We start from the raw sequence: 20,124 nt of genomic DNA on the forward strand, positions 1-20,124 counted from the left end.
GTCAGGTGGTTTGATGCGGTCAAAGGCATCGGCTTTATTGCCCGGGATCGTGATGGCAACCCGGTTGCCGTCCAATCGGCAGGCACGCAATGCAGTGACCTGCCACCCAATCCTCCCAAGCTGCGAAAACCCCGCAAACGCAAGAAATCATCGGATGCATGAATCGCTTGCTGTTCCACCGCTACCACCCATCGGCAGCTCGCGTCTACCTGTCAACTCTGACAGTAGCCAAAGCTCGTTTCCCCGTTGTTTTATGGATGAACCAAACACTGCGCGTATGTAGTCAACGAGATGCAGGGAGAGCGGGATTGAGCGAGGTCAAAGGGACTGTCAAATCCTACGACTGGATCAGGGGCGATTGGCTGGTCGAATTGGATGAGGGGACAGAAGAGGTATTTATCAATCGCAAGGATTGGCGCTGCACCGCGCTGTCGGTGGGTAAGCGTCTGAGGTTTAAAATGGTCCATCGGCCCAAGGGCATCTATGCGGTGCCCGTCAGGGGGCATGATCGAGGTGGATTGGGTTCTGAGTAAGGGTAAGGAGAGCGGCAATGGCAACGGGTACTGTGAAGTGGTTTAGCACGGAGAAGGGGTTTGGTTTTATTACCCCGGAGGATGGAGGGGCGGACGTGTTCGCCCATCACTCGGCAATTGCGTCGAGTGGGTTTCGATCTTTGGAAGAGAACCAAAAAGTAGAGTATGACCTCACACAAGGTCCAAAAGGCCCACAGGCTGAAAATATACGGCCAGTTTAGAAACGGAATAACCGCTTGATCGTTCCCACGCGGAGCGTGGGAACGATCGAGGGGACCGCGTTATCCGCTGTTTGCGGTGTCCGTCATTCCGCTGCCAAGGTGCAGGCGATCAGCCAATAACTGCGCCAGTTCGATCAACTGCGCAACGCCGAGCAATTCCTCTCGTTTCGAACCTTCCAGGTCAAAGGCCAGGTCGCAGCTCAAGGCGTTGGCCGAAGCGAGTGTTTCACTGAGGTTGACCAACAGGTCTTCGCTGCTGATGCCGTCGGCTACGGTAAACAGCCGGATGGGGGGATTTGGGGTGGGTTTGATCATTGTGACGCCTCGGTAAAGGTGGAGCTGCCACTGATCGCCGCGACGCGATGGAGGGTGGCAGCTGTACGCGGGTTCGCGGACCGGTTACCAAGGAACCCGGCATACCCGAAGGTATCCCGCGTACAGCCGCCATAGCGCCGCACAGTAGACGATAAAAAACCGCTTACTGAAAGGGAGATGGTGCTTTTGTTCGGTGGTAAACCGGGCCGCGACGCCCGTCCGCTGCATTTGCAGCGGTGTACGGAGACTAGAGATCAGATTTCCTAGGGGCAACCCCAAATCCTTGTCAGAAATATCCTCAGCGGTACCGACGGCACACAGATCCAAATGTGGGAGTTGGCTTGCCTGCGATTGCGGTGTGTCAGTCACCGGGATATTGGCTGTGAGTCAGCTATCGCAGGCAAGCCAGCTCCCACACTCGAATCGGTTACCACCCGACGATCACTCCAAAAGCAAAGTTGGAAGGCTTCTTGCAACCCCGCCTCCAAGTCGCCCTCCAGCGTCAAAACTTTGCTTCAAGGACCCGAGGAATACCGGTGGTAGATCGCTCTCAAATGCTCAACACGGCCCGTGGCACCCTGACTGATCTGTCGCGGGGCAATCTGGGTGTGCCGTTGTTGTTGCTGGTGATGCTGGCAATGATGATGTTGCCGATGCCGCCGTTCCTGCTCGACGTGTTCTTTACCTTCAACATTGCCCTGTCCGTCGTCGTGTTGCTGGTGTGCGTGTACGCCTTGCGACCACTGGATTTTGCGGTATTCCCCACCATTCTGTTGGTGGCGACCCTGCTGCGCCTGGCCTTGAACGTTGCTTCCACGCGGGTGGTGATGCTCCACGGCCAGGACGGCCACGCCGCCGCCGGTAAGGTGATCCAGGCGTTCGGTGAGGTGGTGATCGGCGGTAACTACGTGGTTGGTATCGTGGTGTTCGCGATCCTGATGATCATCAACTTCGTCGTGGTGACCAAGGGCGCCGGGCGGATTTCCGAGGTGAGTGCGCGGTTTACCCTGGATGCCATGCCTGGCAAACAAATGGCCATCGACGCCGACCTTAACGCTGGCCTGATCGACCAGAACCAGGCCAAGTCGCGCCGGGCCGAAGTTGCTCAGGAAGCCGAGTTCTATGGCTCCATGGACGGCGCCAGCAAGTTCGTGCGCGGTGACGCCATCGCCGGTCTGTTGATTCTGTTCATCAACCTGATCGGCGGTGTGGCCGTCGGTATGTTCCAGCACGGCATGACGTTCGGCGATGCTGGCAAGGTGTACGCCTTGCTGACCATCGGTGACGGTTTAGTGGCGCAATTGCCATCACTGTTGTTATCCACAGCGGCGGCCATCATGGTTACCCGTGCTTCGGGCTCCGAAGACATGGGCAAGCAGATCAGCCGGCAGATGTTCGCTTCGCCCAAGGCCCTGGCCGTGGCGGCGGGCATCATGGCGATCATGGGTATCGTGCCGGGCATGCCGCACTTCTCGTTCCTGAGCATGGCGGCCCTGGCGGGGGGGGCGGCGTACCTGTTCTGGAAGAAGCAGAACCAGGTCAAGGTCCAGGCCGAGCAGGAAATCGCCCGTCAACAGGAGCTGCTGCCATCTCCGGCCCGTGCCCAGGAAACCAAGGAGCTGGGCTGGGACGACGTCACGCCCATCGACATGATTGGCCTGGAAGTCGGCTACCGCCTGATCCCACTGGTCGACCGCAACCAGGGTGGGCAACTGCTGGCGCGGATCAAGGGCGTGCGCAAGAAGCTGTCCCAGGACTTGGGCTTCCTGATGCCCACCGTGCATATCCGCGACAACCTCGACCTGGCCCCCAGCGCCTATCGCCTGACGCTGATGGGAGTGATTTTGGCCGAAGCCGAGATCTACCCGGACCGCGAACTGGCGATCAACCCGGGCCAAGTGTTCGGTACGCTCAACGGCATCACCGCCAAAGATCCGGCTTTCGGCCTGGAAGCGGTGTGGATCGAAGTGAGCCAGCGCAGCCAGGCGCAGTCCCTGGGTTACACCGTGGTGGATGCCAGTACCGTGGTCGCCACGCACCTCAACCAGATTCTCTACAAGCACTCCCACGAGTTGATCGGCCACGAGGAAGTCCAGCAATTGATGGGCTTGCTGGCCAAATCGTCGCCAAAACTGGCCGAAGAACTGGTGCCGGGCGTGCTGTCGCTGTCGCAGTTGCTCAAGGTGCTGCAAGCGCTGTTGGCCGAACAGGTGCCCGTGCGCGACATTCGCAGCATTGCCGAGGCCATCGCCAACAATGCCGCCAAGAGTCAAGATACTGCCGCTCTGGTGGCGGCGGTGCGTGTCGGCGTGTCCCGCGCAATCGTGCAAAGCATTGTAGGGACTGAGTCTGAGCTGCCTGTGATCACCCTGGAACCCAGGTTGGAACAAATATTGCTCAATAGTATTCAGAAGGCAGGGCAAGGCCAGGAAGAGGGCGTTTTACTGGAGCCAAGCATGGCTGAAAAGCTGCAGCGTTCGTTGATCGACGCCGCACAGCGCCAGGAAATGCAAGGCAACCCGGTGATCCTGCTGGTGGCCGGCCCGGTTCGCGCGATGTTGTCGCGGTTTGGACGCCTGGCTGTACCGAATTTGCACGTGTTGGCTTACCAGGAAATTCCTGACAATAAGCAAGTGACTATCGTCGCGACAGTTGGGCCCAATGGCTGAGGTAGTGGGTTATGCAAGTTAAGCGTTTTTTCGCCGCCGATATGCGTCAGGCCATGAAATTGGTCCGTGATGAGCTGGGCGCCGATGCCGCGATTATCGGTAACCGTCGGATTGCCGGCGGTGTCGAGCTGACGGCTGCCCTGGATTACACACCCCAGGCGCTGGCCCCGCGCGTGCCGAACATGGAACTCGAAGACGAGCTGCGCAAGACCGCCTCGCGTATTGTGTCGGCCCAGGCTGAGCTGAGCATGCGTGGCGACAGCGATGCCAGCACCAATCGCCAATTGTTCGCCGGCCTGCCGTTGACCGCCGCCGAGCCGCTGGTTGAGCCCACGTTCGTCGAACCGCCGCGTCCTGCAGCGCCTGCCCCGGCTGCCGCAGTTGACCAGCGCGTGATCGACTCGATGCGTTTTGAACTCAACGGCCTGCGTGAATTGCTCGAAGTGCAGCTCGGCTCGCTGGCCTGGACCCAACTGCAAGGCAGCAAGCCGCAGCAAGCCAACCTGTGGCGTCGTCTGCAACGCATCGGCCTGTCGGGCCCGTTGTCCCGCGACCTGCTGGCCTTGACCGCTGAGGTCGAAGAGCCCCGCCAGGCCTGGCGCATGTTGCTGGCGCACTTGGCGCGCATGATCGCCACGCCGGAAATCGAACCTCTGGAAGAGGGCGGTGTGATCGCCATGGTCGGCCCCGCCGGCATGGGCAAGACCACCACCCTGGCCAAGCTGGCCGCCCGTTATGTGCTCAAGTACGGCGCGCAGAATATCGCGCTGGTGAGCATGGACAGTTACCGCATCGGCGCCCAGGAGCAGCTCAAGACCCTGGGCCGCATCCTCAATGTGCCGGTGACCCATGTCGACCCGGGCCAGTCCCTGGCCAATGCCCTCGAGCCGTTGCTGCGCAAGCGCGTGGTGCTGATCGACACCGCAGGCCTACAGGCCAGCGACCCGGCGCTGCGCATGCAGCTCGAAAGCCTGGCCGGGCGTGGCATCAAGTCGAAAAATTACCTGGTGCTTGCAACCACCAGCCAGAAACAGGTTCTTACCGCTGCCTATCACAGCTACAAGCGTTGCGGCCTGGCCGGCTGCATTCTCACCAAGCTCGACGAAACCGCGAGCCTGGGCGAGGTATTGAGCCTGGCCATCAGCCATGAATTACCGGTTGCCTACCTCACCGACGGGCCGCGGATCCCGGATGATCTGCATCTGCCGCGCCGTCATCAGTTGGTCAGCCGTGCCGTGAGTGTGCAAATGCAAGACGAGCCTAGCGAGGAAGCGATGGCTGATATGTTCGCCGACCTTTACCACCACCCGGCTAAACGGGTGGGTTGAGGCAGGATGAACACCGTGAAATGTACCTACATCGATGGTCTGCAAGCGATTCACGCGGCCAAGCCATGTAGCCTGCGTCTAAGCAAGACAAGGTAAAGAAATAAAATGGGCAGCATGCATCCCGTACAGGTGATCGCGGTGACCGGCGGCAAAGGTGGCGTCGGGAAAACTAACGTGTCAGTGAATTTGTCCCTGGCGCTGGCAGAGCTTGGCCGTCGCGTCATGCTGCTGGATGCTGACCTGGGCTTGGCGAACGTGGACGTTCTGCTGGGGCTGACACCCAAACATACCCTGGCCGATGTGATCGAGGGCCGCTGTGAGCTGCGCGATGTGCTGCTCCAGGGCCCCGGTGGCATTCGCATTGTGCCGGCGGCCTCGGGCACCCAGAGCATGGTGCACCTGAGCCCCGCGCAGCATGCCGGGTTGATCCAGGCGTTCAGCGACATCGGCGACAACCTCGACGTGCTGGTGATCGACACCGCCGCCGGCATCGGCGAATCCGTGGTCAGCTTTGTGCGCGCCGCGCAAGAAGTGCTGCTGGTGGTGTGCGACGAACCCACCTCGATCACCGATGCCTACGCACTGATCAAACTGCTTAACCGTGATTACGGCATGAACCGCTTTCGCGTGCTGGCCAACATGGCCCAGAGCCCGCAGGAAGGGCGCAACCTGTTCGCCAAGTTGACCAAGGTCACGGATCGCTTCCTCGATGTGGCTTTACAATACGTCGGCGCAGTTCCCTATGACGAGTGTGTGCGCAAGGCCGTGCAAAAGCAGCGTGCGGTCTATGAAGCGTTCCCTCGTTCGAAATGCGCACTGGCGTTCAAGGCCATTGCCCAGAAGGTCGATACCTGGCCGTTGCCCGCCAACCCGCGGGGGCATCTGGAGTTTTTCGTCGAGCGTTTGGTGCATCAGACGAGCGCAGGACCGGTGCTATGACATCCAGCGGCTACAACCTTTACAAAAAGTCGGCACGTGACAGCCAGGGCGAATTGATCGAGCGCTATGCGCCACTGGTCAAGCGCATTGCCTATCACCTGTTGGCGCGCCTGCCCGCGAGTGTGCAGGTTGAAGACTTGATCCAGGCCGGCATGATCGGCCTGCTCGAAGTCTCGACCAAATACGACGCCAGCAAGGGCGCCAGTTTCGAAACGTATGCGGGTATCCGCATCCGTGGCGCGATGCTCGATGAAGTGCGTAAAGGCGATTGGGCGCCGCGTTCGGTACACCGCAATACGCGCATGGTCAGTGATGCAATTCGTGCAATTGAAGCAAAAACCGGTCGTGACGCTAAAGATCATGAAGTTGCGGCCGAACTCCAATTGAGTCTCGACGATTACTACGGGATTTTGAACGATACCTTGGGCAGCCGCCTGTTCAGTTTCGACGACCTTTTACAGGACGGCGAACACGAAGGGCTGCACGAGGACGGCGCGAGCGCGCATACGGAGCCGTCGCGCGACCTGGAAGACGAACGTTTCCAGGGCGCGTTGGCCGATGCAATCGCCAACTTGCCGGAGCGTGAGCGGCTGGTGCTGGCGCTGTACTACGACGAAGAGCTGAACCTCAAGGAAATCGGTGAGGTCCTGGGGGTCAGCGAATCGCGTGTCAGCCAGTTGCATAGCCAGTGCGCAGCCCGCTTGCGGGGGCGATTGGCCGAGTGGCGCGCGCGCTGACAGGCAGTGTGGGGACACTGCAGACGCTACCGTGAAACCGCAGGGTTTTGCGGGTGAGTACCGTGGTGCCCTGGGCAGTCCTTTTTGTGTAACGCCTGTTGATTGAAATGGCGCGTCCAGGTGCTGGGCGCGTTTAAGACTGCTTGGAGGTCGAATTGGACAAGAACATGAAAATCCTCATCGTTGATGACTTCTCAACGATGCGGCGGATCATTAAAAACCTGTTGCGTGACCTTGGGTTCACCAACACGGTCGAGGCGGATGACGGCCTGACGGCCATTCCGATTCTCAACAGCGGGAGCATCGACTTTCTGGTGACCGACTGGAACATGCCGGGCATGACTGGTATCGACCTGCTGCGCCACGTGCGCGCCGATGAAAAACTGCGCAGCCTGCCTGTGCTGATGGTGACCGCCGAAGCCAAGCGTGAACAGATCATCGAAGCCGCCCAAGCCGGGGTCAACGGTTACGTGGTCAAGCCATTCACGGCACTGGCCTTGAAAGAGAAGATCGAGAAAATCTTCGAACGCATCCACGGCTAATGCCATCGCGGGGGAGCTATGGAGCATAACGAAACGTCACAGGGCGACTTTGAGTCGACCCTGAAAAAACATGCTCACCAGTTGGTCGACAGCCTGGAAAAAGGCCAGTTCGCCGATGCGGTGCAGTTGATCCATGAGCTTAACCAGACCCGTGACCGCGGCCTGTACCAGGAAGTGGGCAAGCTCACACGCGAGCTGCACAGCGCAATCGTCAATTTCCAGATTGACCCGCGCATGCCCCAGGCCGAAGAAATTTCCCAGATCACCGATGCCACCGAGCGCCTGTCCTATGTGGTCAGGCTGACTGAGGCTGCGGCCAACCGCACCATGGACCTGGTGGAAAACGCCACGCCTCTGGTCAATGGCATGGCCACCGAAGCCCAGGCCTTGAGCCAGGACTGGGGCCGCTTCATGCGCCGCGAAGTCGGTGCTGAAGAGTTTCGTGAATTGGCGCGTCGCGTCGACGGGTTCTTGTCGCGCAGCGAACAGGAAAACCGCACGGTGGCCAGCAACCTCAACGACATCCTGCTGGCCCAGGATTACCAGGACCTTACCGGCCAGGTGATCAAGCGCGTGACCCAGTTGGTCACCGAAGTGGAAAGCAACTTGCTCAAATTGGTGCTGATGGCCGGCCAGGTCGATCGTTTTGCCGGCATCGAACATGACCGCGAAGCGATCCTCTCGGAAAAAGATCCACAAAAACATCTCGCCAAGGGTGAAGGTCCGCAGATTCATGCCGATAAACGTGAAGACGTTGTGTCAGGTCAGGATGACGTAGATGACCTGTTATCCAGTTTAGGCTTCTAAGGAGCACCCACATGAGCTTCGGCGCCGATGAAGAAATCCTTCAGGATTTCCTTGTAGAGGCCGGCGAAATTCTAGAGCAACTGTCCGAACAACTGGTCGAGCTGGAAAGCCGACCGGATGATGCGAACCTGCTCAATGCAATTTTTCGCGGTTTTCACACTGTAAAAGGGGGCGCCGGCTTCCTCCAGCTCCATGAGCTGGTGGAGTGCTGTCACATCGCCGAGAACGTTTTCGACATCCTTCGCAAGGGTGAGCGTCACGTCGACTCGGAACTGATGGACGTAATTCTCGAAGCACTGGATGCGGTCAACGGCATGTTCAGCCAGGTGCGTGAACGTGCGCCGATCACTGCCGCCACGCCGGAACTGCTGGCCGCCCTGGCGCGCCTGGCAGAACCTGCCGACACCGCGGCTGCGCCGGTGGTCGAGGCCGCGCCGGAGCCGGTGGCGCAAGCCGAGCCGGACGTGACCGACAGCGAGTTCGAACAACTGCTCAACTCTCTCAGCGCGGTCAAGGCCCAAGCGGAATCGCCGGTGCAGCCTGCCGCGACGCCGAGCAGTGAAGACATTACCGACGCTGAGTTCGAGTCGTTGCTCGACCAGTTGCACGGCAAAGGCCAGTTCGCGGCGGATGCCGTGGCACCGCCTGCCGCAGCGCCAGAAGCACCCGCTGCCAACGCCAGCACCGATATTACCGACGACGAGTTCGAGGCACTGCTCGACCAACTGCATGGCAAAGGCACCTTTGTGGCCGAAGCCCTGCCCGAGGTTGCAGCGACTGCTGCCGCCGCTGCGCCAGCGGCCAGTGCCGCACCGGCCGGCGACGGGCTGATCTCCGATCACGAATTCGAAGCCCTGCTCGACGAGTTGCACGGCAAAGGCAAGTTCAGCGAAGTGGCCCCGGCCGCTGTCGCCCAGGTTGCAGCGCCAGCCGCTGCCACTGCGGCACCGGTTGCTGCCAAACCTGCGCCGGCTGCCAAGCCAGCACCTGCCGCCGCCCCGGCCCCTGCGCGTGCAGCGGCGCCGGCAGCAGCGGAAAAGCCCGCCAGCGAAGCCGAGACCACCGTGCGCGTGGATACCGCGCGCCTGGACGACATCATGAACATGGTGGGCGAACTGGTGCTGGTGCGTAACCGCCTGGTGCGCCTGGGCCTGAACAGCGGCGACGAAGCCATGCAGAAGGCCGTGTCGAACCTCGACGTGGTCACCGCCGACCTGCAAACCGCAGTGATGAAAACGCGGATGCAGCCGATCAAGAAAGTCTTCGGCCGTTTCCCGCGCCTGGTTCGTGACCTGGCGCGCCAGCTCAAGAAAGAAATCAACCTGGAACTGGTGGGCGAAGAAACCGACCTCGACAAAAACCTTGTCGAGGCCCTGGCCGACCCGCTGGTCCACTTGGTGCGCAACGCGGTCGACCACGGCGTAGAAACCCCGGAAGAACGCGAAGCCGCCGGCAAGTCCCGCAACGGCAAAGTGATTTTGGCGGCGGAGCAAGAGGGCGACCACATCCTGCTGTCGATCACCGATGACGGCAAGGGCATGGACCCGACCATCTTGCGCAATATCGCGGTCAAGCGCGGCGTGATGGACAAGGACGCCGCCGACCGCCTGACCGACACCGAGTGCTACAACCTGATCTTCGCCCCGGGCTTTTCGACCAAGACCGAGATCTCCGACGTGTCCGGGCGTGGCGTGGGCATGGACGTGGTGAAGACCAAGATCAGCCAGCTCAACGGCTCGATCAATATCTACTCGACCAAGGGCCAAGGCTCCAAGATCGTCATCAAGGTGCCTTTGACCCTGGCGATCATGCCTACCCTGATGGTGATGCTGGGCAACCAGGCGTTCGCCTTCCCGCTGGTCAACGTCAACGAGATCTTCCACCTCGACCTGTCGCGCACCAACGTGGTGGACGGCCAGGAAGTGGTGATCGTGCGCGACAAAGCGTTGCCGCTGTTCTACCTCAAGCGTTGGCTGGTGGCCTCGGCTGCCCATGAAGAACAGCGCGAGGGCCATGTGGTGATTCTGTCCGTGGGCACCCAGCGCATCGGCTTTGTGGTCGACCAATTGGTGGGCCAGGAAGAAGTGGTGATCAAACCTTTGGGCAAGATGCTGCAGGGCACCCCGGGTATGTCGGGCGCAACCATTACCGGTGACGGTCGCATCGCACTGATTCTCGATGTTCCAAGCATGCTCAAGCGTTACGCCGCACGGCGTATTTGATTCTGGTGGGGCAGGGCGGTCATGCCCGCCCCGCCTAACGGAGTGTTTATGGCAGTCAAGGTCCTGGTGGTGGACGATTCGGGTTTCTTCCGCCGCCGCGTCTCGGAAATTCTTTCCGCTGATCCAACGATCCAGGTGGTCGGTACGGCCACTAACGGCAAAGAGGCGATCGATCAAGCCATTGCCTTGAAGCCAGACGTGATCACCATGGACTACGAGATGCCGATGATGGATGGCATCACGGCCGTGCGCCACATCATGCAACGCTGCCCCACACCGGTATTGATGTTTTCCTCGCTGACTCACGAAGGCGCGCGGGTGACCCTCGACGCCTTGGATGCCGGCGCGGTGGATTTTTTGCCGAAGAATTTTGAAGACATCTCGCGCAACCCCGACAAGGTCAAGCAGATGCTGTGCGAGAAGGTGCACAGCATTTCCCGCAGTAACCGTCGCAGCCTGTTCAGCACACCCGCGCCAGCCCCCACGCCTGCGCCCGCAGCAGCGGCGCCGACGTCGTCGTTTGCGCGCCCGGCGCCTGCGCCTGTGGCCCGGCCTGCGGTAGCGCCGGTACGTGCTGCCGCGCCGAGTGCCCATTCGCCGGCGCCCAAGCGCAAGGCTTACAAGCTGGTCGCCATCGGCACCTCCACCGGCGGCCCGGTGGCCTTGCAGCGGGTGTTGACCCAACTGCCGGCCAACTTCCCGGCGCCGATTGTGCTGGTGCAGCACATGCCGGCGGCGTTCACCAAAGCCTTCGCCGAGCGCCTGGACAAGCTGTGCCGCATCACCGTCAAGGAAGCCGAGGATGGCGACATCCTGCGTCCTGGCCTGGCCCTGCTGGCGCCGGGCGGCAAGCAAATGATGGTGGACGGGCGTGGCGCGATCAAAATCCTGCCGGGCGATGAACGCCTGAACTACAAGCCGTGTGTGGACATCACCTTCGGTTCTGCAGCCAAGTCCTATGGCGACAAAGTTCTGGCGGTGGTGCTCACCGGCATGGGCGCCGATGGCCGTGAAGGCGCGCGCCTGCTCAAGCAGGGCGGCAGCGCCATCTGGGCCCAGGATGAAGCCAGTTGCGTGATCTATGGCATGCCCATGGCCATCGTCAAGGCTGACCTGGCCGATGCGGTCTACAGCCTGGACGACATCGGCAAGCATCTGGTGGAGGCCTGCCTCTGATGGATGTGTTGAGCCTGATCGGCATCACCATGGCGTTTGTCGCCATCATTGGTGGCAACTACCTGGAAGGCGGCCACCTCGGCGCCTTGGCCAACGGCCCGGCAGCGCTGATCGTGATCGGTGGCACCGTGGGCGCGGCGTTGTTGCAGTCGCCCCTGAGCTCGTTCAAGCGTGCCATGCAGATTCTGGTGTGGATCATTTTTCCGCCACGGGTTGACCTGGCAGGCGGCATCGACCGCGTGGTCAATTGGAGCCTCACCGCTCGCAAGGAAGGCCTGCTGGGCCTGGAAGGCGTGGCCGATGCCGAGCCCGACAGCTATGCGCGCAAGGGCCTGCAACTGCTGGTCGATGGCGCCGAACCGGAAGCGATCCGCAGCATCCTCGAAGTGGATTTCTACACCCAGGAAAGCCGTGACATCAACGCGGCCAAAGTCTTTGAAAGCATGGGCGGCTACGCGCCGACCATCGGCATCATTGGCGCGGTGATGGGCCTGATCCACGTGATGGGCAACCTGGCCGACCCCTCGCAACTGGGCAGCGGCATTGCCGTGGCGTTTGTCGCCACCATCTACGGCGTGGCCAGTGCCAACCTGGTGTTGCTGCCGGTGGCCAGCAAGCTCAAGTCGATTGCCATGCGCCAGTCGCGTTATCGCGAAATGCTGCTCGAAGGCATCCTGTCGATCGCCGAAGGCGAAAACCCGCGCTCCATCGAATTGAAGCTTCAGGGCTTCATGGATTGATGCACATGAACATCCGTCCCCCCGTAGGAGCGAGCTTGCTCGCGAAGAACCCGAGAGCGCCGCGTGCATTCAGGATGTCCGCGTTTTCGTTAACGATCTTCGCGAGCAAGCTCGCTCCTACAGTGGGGTGGGTGTGTGGAGGGGAGTGCCTGTGAGCCGTCGCCGTCGCGAGCCTGAAGAACACGTCAATCATGAGCGCTGGCTGGTGTCCTACGCGGATTTCATCACCTTGCTGTTCGCGTTTTTCGTGGTGATGTACTCGATCTCGTCGATCAACGAAGGTAAGTACAAGATCATTTCCCAGGCGCTGGTGGGTGTATTCAACGATGCCGAGCGGTCGCTCAAGCCCATTCCTATCGGCGAAGAGCGGCCCAAGACCGTGACCCCGGCCAAGCCTCTGGTCAATGACAGTGATGAAACCGCCGCCGGCATCCAAGGCACCAGCGACCCGCTCAAAAGCATCGCCGACGATATCAGTGCCGCCTTTGGCGACCTGATCAGTTCCAACCAGATGACCGTGCGTGGCAATGAGCTGTGGGTGGAGATCGAACTGAACTCCAGCCTGCTGTTCGCCAGTGCCGATGCGTTGCCCAGTGACCAGGCATTCACCATCATCGACAAGGTCGCGGCGATCCTCAAACCGTTTGAAAACCCGATCCACGTGGAAGGCTTCACCGACAATTTCCCCATCAGCACCGCGCAGTACCCGACCAACTGGGAACTGTCCTCGGCCCGCGCGTCGAGCATCGTGCGCATGTTGGCGATGCAGGGTGTGAACCCCCAGCGCCTGGCGTCGGTGGGCTATGGTGAGTTCCAGCCGGTGGCCAATAACGCCACGGTCGAAGGCCGCGCCCGTAACCGCCGGGTGGTGCTGGTGGTCTCGCGCAACCTGGATGTGCGTCGCAGCCTGACCGGTACCGGCACCGCCAATGCCACCCCGGATGCGGCGTTGAAGCGTGCTGGCACACAAACTGCACCGCCCGTTGTCAAGCCGCCGGTCCGACCGAGTAACGTCAATTCTCCGTCGCCGGCTCAATAACCGTATGCAATGTCTCGGACGCGCCTGTGCCCGCCGGGAGGAACCAACCGAATGAGAGTCTGGGCAGTTGCCAATCAAAAGGGTGGAGTCGGCAAGACCACCACTTCCATCGCCTTGGCCGGCTTGCTGGCCGAAGCGGGCAAGCGTGTGGTCGTGGTGGACCTGGACCCCCACGGTTCCATGACCAGCTATTTCGGCTACGACCCGGATGCGCTGGAACACAGCTGCTATGACCTGTTTTTGCACAAGGGCAGCGTGCCGGCGGATCTGCCTGGGCAACTGCTGTTGCCCACCAGCAACGAGAGTATTTCGCTGTTGCCGTCGAGCACCGCCCTGGCCACCCTGGAACGTCAGTCGCCGGGCCAGAGCGGCCTGGGCCTGGTGATCGCCAAGACCCTGGCGCAACTGTGGCAGGACTTCGACTACGCGATCATCGACAGCCCGCCGTTGCTCGGCGTGCTGATGGTCAACGCGTTGGCGGCCAGCCAGCAATTGGTGATCCCGGTGCAGACCGAGCACCTGGCGGTCAAGGGCCTGGAGCGCATGGTCAGCACCCTGGCGATGATCAACCGCTCGCGCAAGCAGGCGCTGCCGTTCAGCATCGTGCCGACCTTGTTCGACCGTCGCACCCAGGCGTCCCTCGGCACCTTGCGCGTGTTGCGCGATGCCTACCCGGACACCATCTGGAACGGTTACATCCCGGTGGACACGCGCCTGCGTGACGCCAGCCGTGCCGGGCTCACACCGTCGCAGTTCGACGGCAAGAGCCGTGGCGTGCTGGCCTACCGTGCGTTGCTCAAGCACCTGCTGTCGCAACAGCTTGTGGCGCAGGTGGCGTGATGAACCGTCCTGTCCAATTCAAGACCCGCCCGCAACTGGCACTGGAATCCTACCTGGATGCCTTGCTGCAGGATGCGACGGCCGAAGAAATGCCCGAACCGATTCTGGTACTCGAGCCTGCTGTCGAGCCCGACCGCCCGTTGGATGAATTCCAGCAGGCGGTGATGGAGGAGCAGGCGCGTGACGCGCAGGTGGTGGAGGCGCCCGTCGTGGTGCCGAGCGCCCCGGCAGTGGCGGCGCCGCCGGTGGTCGAACCGCTGGTGGACGTGCACCTGCCGCCCAGCATCACGCCGCCACCGGTGACGGGCGACGGTCGCCCTTCGTGGGCTGCCGAGCCGTTCGAGTGCCTGCTGTTCGACGTTGCCGGGTTAACCCTGGCGGTGCCGTTGGTGTGCCTGGGATCGATCTATTCCCTGGAAGGCCAGGAGCTGACGCCGCTGTTCGGGCAGCCGGAGTGGTTCCTCGGCATCCTGCCCAGCCAGGCCGGCAACCTCAAGGTGCTGGACACGGCGCGCTGGGTGATGCCCGACCGCTACCGCGATGATTTTCGCCAGGGCCTGCAATACGTGATCTCGGTGCAGGGCTACGAGTGGGGGCTGGCGGTGCATCAAGTCAGCCGCTCGTTGCGCCTGGACCCCAATGAAATCAAATGGCGCAGCCACCGTGGCCAGCGGCCGTGGTTGGCGGGCACTGTGATCGAACACATGTGCGCGTTGCTGGATGTCGCCGAACTGGCCGAGTTGATCGCCAGCGGTGCGGTGAAGGCAATGCCACAGAACAAACGCAGTTGATTGAACAATAAGGGCCGTGCGGTTGCGCGGTCCACTTGCACACACGCCGTCGATAGCGGCATTTGAAGGGGTCAGATGAATGAACAAGTCAGCGTCCGCACAAGGTTTGGATGATCCGATCCTGCAATGGGTGACCTTCAAGCTGGACAACGAAACCTACGGCATTAACGTGATGCGCGTGCAGGAAGTGCTGCGCTACACCGAGATCGCCCCGGTGCCAGGTGCGCCAAGCTACGTGCTGGGCATCATCAACCTGCGCGGCAACGTGGTGACGGTGATCGACACCCGTCAGCGGTTCGGCCTGGACACGGTTGAAGTCAGCGACAACACCCGTATCGTGATCATCGAAGCCGACAAGCAAGTGGTCGGCATCCTGGTCGACAGCGTGGCCGAGGTGGTTTACCTGCGCCAATCGGAAGTGGAAACCGCACCGAACGTGGGTAACGAAGAGTCGGCCAAGTTCATCCAGGGCGTGTGCAACAAGAACGGCGAACTGCTGATTCTGGTTGAGCTGGACAAGATGATGAGCGAAGAAGAGTGGTCGGAACTGGAGAGCATCTGATTGTTCCTTGAGGCAGCGGTGATTGTCCTGGCCCTGTTGTGGGCCGGGACCTTGGCGTTTGTGCTGCGCTATCTGCGCCAGCAGCGGGAGTTGGCCTTGCAACAGGCCGAGCGCGATGCGGTGCGTGACCGGCGCATTCTGGAGCTGGTCAAGCGCGTTGATCATTTCCAGCAAAGTGCGGTGCGGGTGGGGGATGAGGTGCATGAATTGCGTGCGATTCTTGCGCCGTTGCCGGACAGGTTGGTGCAGTTGGAGCAGCGTGATCCGTCGAATCTGTCGTTTGCCCAGGCGGCCAAGCTGGTGGGCATGGGGGCGACGGTGGATGAGTTGACTCAGTCGTGTGGGTTGACTCAGGCTGAGGCACAGTTGATGAGCAAGTTGCACAAGAGCTGATTGGGGCTGGGCTTGCTTGGTTCATGTGGGAGCTGGCTTGCCTGCGATGACGGCCCGCCAGCCGCCCCTTCTCTACCTGACACCCCACCCTCCAGCTGTGGGAGCTGGCTTGCCTGCGATGACGGCCCGCCAGCCGCCCCTTCTCTACCTGACACCCCACCCTCCAGCTGTGGGAGCTGGCTTGCCTGCGATGACGGCCCGCCAGCCGCCCCTTCTCTACCTGACACCCCACCCTCCAACTGTGGGAGCTGGCTTGCCTGCGATGACGGCCTACCAGCCGCCCCTTCTCTACCTGACACCCCACCCTCCAATTGTGGGAGCGGGCTTGCTCGCGAAGGCGGCCTGACAGGCGACATTGTTATAGCGAGTACATATCCATTGCTGCGGTAACGGCCACTTAGGGTTCCGCCTGACGGCGGGTCACTTTGGAAAAGAGCCCCAAAGTAACCAAAGGGCTCTTGCCCCACCACTCGGCACCTCGCTTGGGCTCGGTGTGCCCGTAATCCGCCAGTGATTTGGGGGGCCGCCGCCACGCGCCATCCATGGCGCGGGGCGGCTAAACCGGCATCCCTGCCGGTTTACCCCCCAAATCCCTGTCGAATTCCGGCCAGCGTGGTTTAACGGGGCGCCTAAGATCAAAAGCAGAGCAAAAGCAGATCAAGAGCGGCTCGCTTCGCATCGTGGTTACCGTTGGGTGGCAGGGTTGAGATGTTTGTCGATTGAACCGCCGCCATCGCAGGCAAGCCAGCTCCCACAGGTTGATTTGTGTCCTTCAATCAATTTTCTTCAGCCCACAGACTTTTCCGGTGCCCCAAGGGTCAACATCCTTCATGCACCTTTGACCCAGGAGATTCCCTCAAATGACCGCCCCCAAAGCCCTGTTGATCCTCCATGGCAAACAAGCCCTCAACGAGGATGTGCGTGCTGCCGTGCTGGCGCGGCGGGAGCAGGGTGGGGAGTTGGCCGTGCGGGTGACGTGGGAGGGCGGTGATGCTCAGCGCCTGGTCAATGAAGCCTTGGCCGCGGGCTACACCCACATCATTGCAGGCGGTGGCGACGGCACCCTGCGCGATGTGGCTGAAGCCATGGCCCATGCCAACACCGACGCCAGCCTGGTGCTGATGCCCCTGGGCACCGCCAATGATTTCGCCAAGGCGGCCGGCGTGCCGTTGGAGCCGGCGGGTGCCCTGGCCTTGCTGGACGTGCAGCCCAGGGCCATCGACCTTGGCCAGGTGGGTGGGCAAATTTTCCTGAATATGGCCACCGGTGGGTTTGGTAGCCAGGTCACGGCTAACACCTCTGAAGATTTGAAGAAGGTTCTGGGCGGTGCCGCCTACCTGTTTACCGGTTTAACCCGCTTCAGTGAATTGAAAGCCGCCTACGGTGAATTGGAAGGCCCGGATTTCCACTGGAAAGGCGAGTTGCTCGCGCTGGGCATCGGCAACGGTCGCCAGGCCGGTGGCGGGCATGTGTTGTGCCCCGGTGCATTGGCTGATGACGGGCTGCTGGATGTCAGCATCCTGCCGGCGCCGCAGGAAGTGGTGGGCACGCTGCGTGAGTTGATGAACAACGGCTGGGGCCTGGACACCATGTTTGTGCGCGCACGCCTGCCGTGGGTGAAGATCAAGGTGGCGCAAGGCTTGTACATCAACCTCGACGGTGAGCCGCTGGAAGGCGACGACCTGCATTTCGAGGCGCTGCCCAAGGCCCTGCGCGTGCACTTGCCGCTGGGGTCGCCGTTAGTCGTCCAGGCTGATGATCTGCTCACGCACGGCAAATAACACCAGGCCCGCCACGTCAAAAATCTGCAAGCGCTTCATGATCTGCGAGCGGTGGGCTTCGACGGTCTTGATGCTCAGGCCCAGGCCGTGGGCAATTTCCCGGGTGGATTTGCCGCGCACGATCAAGCGCAGGATCTCCAGTTGCCGCGCCGTCAGGTTGTGGCTGTGGGCAACAGGCGTGCTCGGGCCCTGGCTGCGAACCAGCGCCTGATTGATCACCGTGTGGGCAATGGCGGGGCTCAGGTAGCGTTCATTGTGACGCAGCGCCTGCAGGGCGTGTTCCAGCTCGTTGGCGGTGGTGTCCTTGAGCAGGTAGCCGTGGGCGCCAGACTCCAGGGCGCGCATGATCATCTCGGGGTCGGTGTGCATCGACAGGATCAGCACCTTGCACTTGGGGTAGGCGCGCTTGAGTTGCTGCAAGGCATCCAGGCCGCCGGTGTGTTTCATCGACAGGTCCAGTAGCACAATGTCGGGCTGCAGGGCGCTGAATGCCTCAAGCAGTTGTGCGCCATCGCTGGCCTCGCCCACCACGGCGTACCCGGGGATATCCAGGATCAGTGCGCGCACGCCGGCGCGGATCAAGGCATGGTCATCGACCAGGAGCAAATTGCAGGTCACTGCAGAACCTTATGGGCACTGGCCCGTTCGAGGGCGCGGGGTGCCCAGGGGAAAAGTGCGTGGATGCGTGTGCCGTTGCCCGGCTGGCTGCTGACGGACAAGGTGCCGCCCAATTGGTGCGCCCGTTCGCACATGCCGGCCATGCCCCGTTGGCCTACCTTGGCGGGGTCGGCGGCAGGTTCGAAGCCTTGGCCGTCATCGCAGATCATCAGCGACAGCCCTTCAGGCAAGCGTTGCAGGCGCACCAGCAGGTTGTGCGCGTTGGCATGTCGCAGCATGTTGGTGACCGCTTCCTGGGTGATGCGAAAGGCCGCCACGGCCATTTCTTCGGGAATGCCGGTGAGCCGTTGCTGGCACTCCAGGCTCCAGCACACCTGGGTATTTTCCAGGGTCTTGAGCAGGTGCGCGCGCAGGCTCGCTTCCAGCCCCAGGCTTGCCAGTTGGCGCGGGTTGAGGATGGCGGACACGTCGCGCACCTTGGCCAGGGTTTCATTGAGGGTGTTGCACAGCACCGAGCAATGGCTTTGCAGGTCGTGGGGCAGGCGACGCTGCAGCCATTCGCTTTGCAGCTTGGCGGCGGTCAGCAATTGGCCGATGTCATCGTGCAATTCGCGGCTGAGGCGGTGGCGTTCGTTTTCCTGGACTTGCAGCAGGCGGTCGGCCAGTTCCTGGGGCTGGAACTTGATGGCGTTGCGCGAGCGCCACTGGTGCAGGGCTACCACCGCCAACGTGACCAGGTTGAGCAGCACAATCAGTAACGGCAACGGCGCGCCTTGCAGGTAAACCCATAGGCTGACCAGCAATGAACACAGGCACAGGGCAAGGATGAGGCTGCGCGCATGGCAGTGGGACACGAACCTTGCGATGAGTGACTTGAGGCTGGCGTACATAGCGGATGGAGCCAATGAGGGTTCACTGCGCGAAGACCGGTCACGGCGGTTGACTGGGCTCTGTCGAGCGTGCGGTGCCGGATCGTGGTTATCCATAATGAAGTTGCTTCATTTCGAGCGGGGCATGGTACCACCCCTGTTACCGTTGGTCGCCTGGCATATTCCTTGGTCGATATATTAACCACGGAAATGCCCTGGCAGCCCGGCCAGCGCTATTGAGTTGTATTAGTTAGCCTGTTTTGTACAATTTTTAAGGTGCTGGCTAATTGATATTTCTTCAAGCTCTGAAAGCGCTTTCATAGTTGACGTAAAGGGTCGTTTTTAGATAACTCTGATATTAAATACGACCTTTTTGCTTTAAGACCTCTGCTGTAAACGCGGCTGATGGCCGTAGTCTTTTTGCGGAATCTGCGAAGTCACCGTGGCAATCAGCGAAGTTTGCTCACTCTCATCCAGGCCCAGTTCCCCGGTACGGATGTCAATCAGTTCCAGTTGCCAGGCCAGCAACGTCAGGCAGTCGTGCAACGCATCCAGGGCTTGGTCATGCAGTTGCACCGGGCTCACGGCATTGGCAATCAGGTATTGAATATGCCGGGAGAATTCGCTGATCGCCTGCAGGGCCAGGCCGTCGGCCTTTTCAGCCAGTTTGGCCAGGCTGGTTTTCATGCAGTCGATGGCGTCGCTGTCATTGCGGATCAAATGCAGGTGGTTCAGGCATTCCTCGGACTTGGCCAGCAGCATTTCGGCTTCCAGCAAAAACTCGGGAAGTGCGGTTTGCCATTCGTTCGCGCTATTCATCATGCAAGTCTCCACAACTTAAGGTCGGGTGATGAGATGTCGCACCGGGTGAATGGCTTAAAACTAGCGCTGAAATACGACTGGGGCGTGTAGGCTGCTTCCGATAATCCAGTAGGACGTTTATTGAATCGCTCACGAATGCCGCCTTTAGCCGCTGTTATGCGAGATGACGCAACTTCAGTT

21 protein-coding genes are annotated in these 20,124 nt (G+C 61.0%); 17 read left to right on the forward strand and 4 right to left on the reverse strand.

The genetic code is table 11. The features are described 5' to 3' along the window. The first annotated feature begins 158 nt into the window (after positions 1-158). Together PSH76_RS07110 and PSH76_RS07115 are read left to right on the forward strand one after the other, a co-directional pair. Positions 159-533 carry a hypothetical protein gene (locus tag PSH76_RS07110; protein WP_305493800.1) on the forward strand — a complete coding sequence of 125 codons (375 nt, stop codon included), beginning with the start codon at positions 159-161 and terminating at the stop codon, positions 531-533. Between the two features lie 17 nt (positions 534-550). Continuing rightward, positions 551-754 carry a cold-shock protein gene (locus PSH76_RS07115; protein WP_034136111.1) on the forward strand — a complete coding sequence of 68 codons (204 nt, stop codon included), beginning with the start codon at positions 551-553 and terminating at the stop codon, positions 752-754. 60 nt (positions 755-814) lie between these two features. Here PSH76_RS07115 and PSH76_RS07120 read toward each other — a convergent pair whose 3' ends face one another. Continuing rightward, a complete protein-coding gene (locus PSH76_RS07120) occupies positions 815-1,069 on the reverse strand; it encodes a DUF6124 family protein (protein ID WP_305493801.1) in 255 nt (84 codons plus the stop codon). Positions 1,070-1,623: 554 nt separating this feature from the next. On the opposite strand from PSH76_RS07120, the gene flhA reads away from it, so the two are divergent. The 15 genes from flhA (at position 1,624) to yegS (ending at position 17,635) form a co-directional block, all read left to right on the forward strand. After that, entirely contained in the window at positions 1,624-3,738 is a 2,115-nt protein-coding gene (gene flhA, locus PSH76_RS07125; protein WP_169856175.1) for a flagellar biosynthesis protein FlhA, read from the forward strand. A gap of 11 nt (positions 3,739-3,749) precedes the next feature. Then, complete coding sequence (flhF, locus tag PSH76_RS07130) at positions 3,750-5,066, forward strand: flagellar biosynthesis protein FlhF (RefSeq protein ID WP_019818351.1); 1,317 nt, start codon at positions 3,750-3,752, stop codon at positions 5,064-5,066. A 105-nt stretch (positions 5,067-5,171) separates the two neighbouring features. Next, positions 5,172-6,005 (forward strand): flagellar synthesis regulator FleN, encoded by an 834-nt coding sequence (gene fleN, locus PSH76_RS07135; RefSeq protein WP_003192912.1) that lies wholly within the window; start codon positions 5,172-5,174, stop codon positions 6,003-6,005. Continuing rightward, positions 6,002-6,742 carry an RNA polymerase sigma factor FliA gene (gene fliA / locus PSH76_RS07140; protein WP_003192909.1) on the forward strand — a complete coding sequence of 247 codons (741 nt, stop codon included), beginning with the start codon at positions 6,002-6,004 and terminating at the stop codon, positions 6,740-6,742. Before fleN ends, fliA begins: the two co-directional genes overlap by 4 nt. Before the next feature lie 167 nt (positions 6,743-6,909). Continuing rightward, positions 6,910-7,284, forward strand: coding sequence for a chemotaxis response regulator CheY (locus PSH76_RS07145; RefSeq protein WP_003192908.1), 375 nt, complete (start codon positions 6,910-6,912; stop codon positions 7,282-7,284). 18 nt (positions 7,285-7,302) lie between these two features. Then, positions 7,303-8,091, forward strand: a complete 789-nt coding sequence (locus PSH76_RS07150) for a protein phosphatase CheZ (RefSeq protein WP_003192906.1) — start codon at positions 7,303-7,305, stop codon at positions 8,089-8,091. A gap of 11 nt (positions 8,092-8,102) precedes the next feature. Beyond that, positions 8,103-10,313, forward strand: coding sequence for a chemotaxis protein CheA (locus tag PSH76_RS07155; protein ID WP_305493802.1), 2,211 nt, complete (start codon positions 8,103-8,105; stop codon positions 10,311-10,313). Positions 10,314-10,361: 48 nt separating this feature from the next. Next, complete coding sequence (locus PSH76_RS07160) at positions 10,362-11,489, forward strand: chemotaxis response regulator protein-glutamate methylesterase (RefSeq protein WP_186606839.1); 1,128 nt, start codon at positions 10,362-10,364, stop codon at positions 11,487-11,489. Continuing rightward, positions 11,489-12,229 (forward strand): flagellar motor protein, encoded by a 741-nt coding sequence (locus PSH76_RS07165; RefSeq protein WP_003192902.1) that lies wholly within the window; start codon positions 11,489-11,491, stop codon positions 12,227-12,229. Before PSH76_RS07160 ends, PSH76_RS07165 begins: the two co-directional genes overlap by 1 nt. Positions 12,230-12,380: 151 nt before the next feature. Further along, on the forward strand, positions 12,381-13,268 hold the full coding sequence (gene motD / locus PSH76_RS07170) for a flagellar motor protein MotD (protein WP_032895965.1): 888 nt from the start codon (positions 12,381-12,383) through the stop codon (positions 13,266-13,268). A gap of 51 nt (positions 13,269-13,319) precedes the next feature. Beyond that, on the forward strand, positions 13,320-14,108 hold the full coding sequence (locus tag PSH76_RS07175; RefSeq protein WP_014719332.1) for a ParA family protein: 789 nt from the start codon (positions 13,320-13,322) through the stop codon (positions 14,106-14,108). Then, positions 14,108-14,899, forward strand: a complete 792-nt coding sequence (locus PSH76_RS07180; protein ID WP_098950738.1) for a CheW domain-containing protein — start codon at positions 14,108-14,110, stop codon at positions 14,897-14,899. Before PSH76_RS07175 ends, PSH76_RS07180 begins: the two co-directional genes overlap by 1 nt. A gap of 79 nt (positions 14,900-14,978) precedes the next feature. Continuing rightward, positions 14,979-15,461: a chemotaxis protein CheW gene (locus PSH76_RS07185; RefSeq protein ID WP_003192896.1), complete on the forward strand. Its 483-nt coding sequence runs from the start codon at positions 14,979-14,981 to the stop codon at positions 15,459-15,461. Then, positions 15,462-15,854 (forward strand): DUF2802 domain-containing protein, encoded by a 393-nt coding sequence (locus PSH76_RS07190; protein ID WP_098950739.1) that lies wholly within the window; start codon positions 15,462-15,464, stop codon positions 15,852-15,854. Between the two features lie 860 nt (positions 15,855-16,714). After that, on the forward strand, positions 16,715-17,635 hold the full coding sequence (gene yegS / locus PSH76_RS07195; protein ID WP_032895969.1) for a lipid kinase YegS: 921 nt from the start codon (positions 16,715-16,717) through the stop codon (positions 17,633-17,635). Here the strand turns inward: yegS and PSH76_RS07200 are convergent. The 3 genes from PSH76_RS07200 to PSH76_RS07210 all read right to left on the reverse strand — a co-directional run bounded on the left by PSH76_RS07200 (position 17,594) and on the right by PSH76_RS07210 (position 19,944). Next, a complete protein-coding gene (locus PSH76_RS07200) occupies positions 17,594-18,253 on the reverse strand; it encodes a response regulator transcription factor (protein ID WP_032895970.1) in 660 nt (219 codons plus the stop codon). The two genes, yegS and PSH76_RS07200, sit on opposite strands and share 42 nt — an antisense overlap. Next, on the reverse strand, positions 18,250-19,143 hold the full coding sequence (locus PSH76_RS07205; protein ID WP_098950741.1) for a sensor histidine kinase: 894 nt from the start codon (positions 19,141-19,143) through the stop codon (positions 18,250-18,252). Before PSH76_RS07205 ends, PSH76_RS07200 begins: the two co-directional genes overlap by 4 nt. 357 nt (positions 19,144-19,500) lie before the next feature. Then, complete coding sequence (locus PSH76_RS07210; RefSeq protein ID WP_169918226.1) at positions 19,501-19,944, reverse strand: hypothetical protein; 444 nt, start codon at positions 19,942-19,944, stop codon at positions 19,501-19,503. Positions 19,945-20,124 lie beyond the last annotated feature (180 nt).

Origin of the sequence: Pseudomonas sp. FP215 (assembly GCF_030687795.1) — a bacterium.
GTDB classification, from domain to species: domain Bacteria; phylum Pseudomonadota; class Gammaproteobacteria; order Pseudomonadales; family Pseudomonadaceae; genus Aquipseudomonas; species Aquipseudomonas salmasensis.

Coding starts and splice junctions, on each gene's coding strand:
- PSH76_RS07110 (WP_305493800.1), top strand. CDS start 159: ATGAATCGCTTGCTGTTCCACCGCTACCACCCATCGGCAGCTCGCGTC.
- PSH76_RS07115 (WP_034136111.1), top strand. CDS start 551: ATGGCAACGGGTACTGTGAAGTGGTTTAGCACGGAGAAGGGGTTTGGT.
- PSH76_RS07120 (WP_305493801.1), bottom strand. CDS start 1,069: ATGATCAAACCCACCCCAAATCCCCCCATCCGGCTGTTTACCGTAGCC.
- flhA (WP_169856175.1), top strand. CDS start 1,624: ATGCTCAACACGGCCCGTGGCACCCTGACTGATCTGTCGCGGGGCAAT.
- flhF (WP_019818351.1), top strand. CDS start 3,750: ATGCAAGTTAAGCGTTTTTTCGCCGCCGATATGCGTCAGGCCATGAAA.
- fleN (WP_003192912.1), top strand. CDS start 5,172: ATGGGCAGCATGCATCCCGTACAGGTGATCGCGGTGACCGGCGGCAAA.
- fliA (WP_003192909.1), top strand. CDS start 6,002: ATGACATCCAGCGGCTACAACCTTTACAAAAAGTCGGCACGTGACAGC.
- PSH76_RS07145 (WP_003192908.1), top strand. CDS start 6,910: ATGAAAATCCTCATCGTTGATGACTTCTCAACGATGCGGCGGATCATT.
- PSH76_RS07150 (WP_003192906.1), top strand. CDS start 7,303: ATGGAGCATAACGAAACGTCACAGGGCGACTTTGAGTCGACCCTGAAA.
- PSH76_RS07155 (WP_305493802.1), top strand. CDS start 8,103: ATGAGCTTCGGCGCCGATGAAGAAATCCTTCAGGATTTCCTTGTAGAG.
- PSH76_RS07160 (WP_186606839.1), top strand. CDS start 10,362: ATGGCAGTCAAGGTCCTGGTGGTGGACGATTCGGGTTTCTTCCGCCGC.
- PSH76_RS07165 (WP_003192902.1), top strand. CDS start 11,489: ATGGATGTGTTGAGCCTGATCGGCATCACCATGGCGTTTGTCGCCATC.
- PSH76_RS07175 (WP_014719332.1), top strand. CDS start 13,320: ATGAGAGTCTGGGCAGTTGCCAATCAAAAGGGTGGAGTCGGCAAGACC.
- PSH76_RS07180 (WP_098950738.1), top strand. CDS start 14,108: ATGAACCGTCCTGTCCAATTCAAGACCCGCCCGCAACTGGCACTGGAA.
- PSH76_RS07185 (WP_003192896.1), top strand. CDS start 14,979: ATGAACAAGTCAGCGTCCGCACAAGGTTTGGATGATCCGATCCTGCAA.
- yegS (WP_032895969.1), top strand. CDS start 16,715: ATGACCGCCCCCAAAGCCCTGTTGATCCTCCATGGCAAACAAGCCCTC.
- PSH76_RS07205 (WP_098950741.1), bottom strand. CDS start 19,143: ATGTACGCCAGCCTCAAGTCACTCATCGCAAGGTTCGTGTCCCACTGC.
- PSH76_RS07210 (WP_169918226.1), bottom strand. CDS start 19,944: ATGATGAATAGCGCGAACGAATGGCAAACCGCACTTCCCGAGTTTTTG.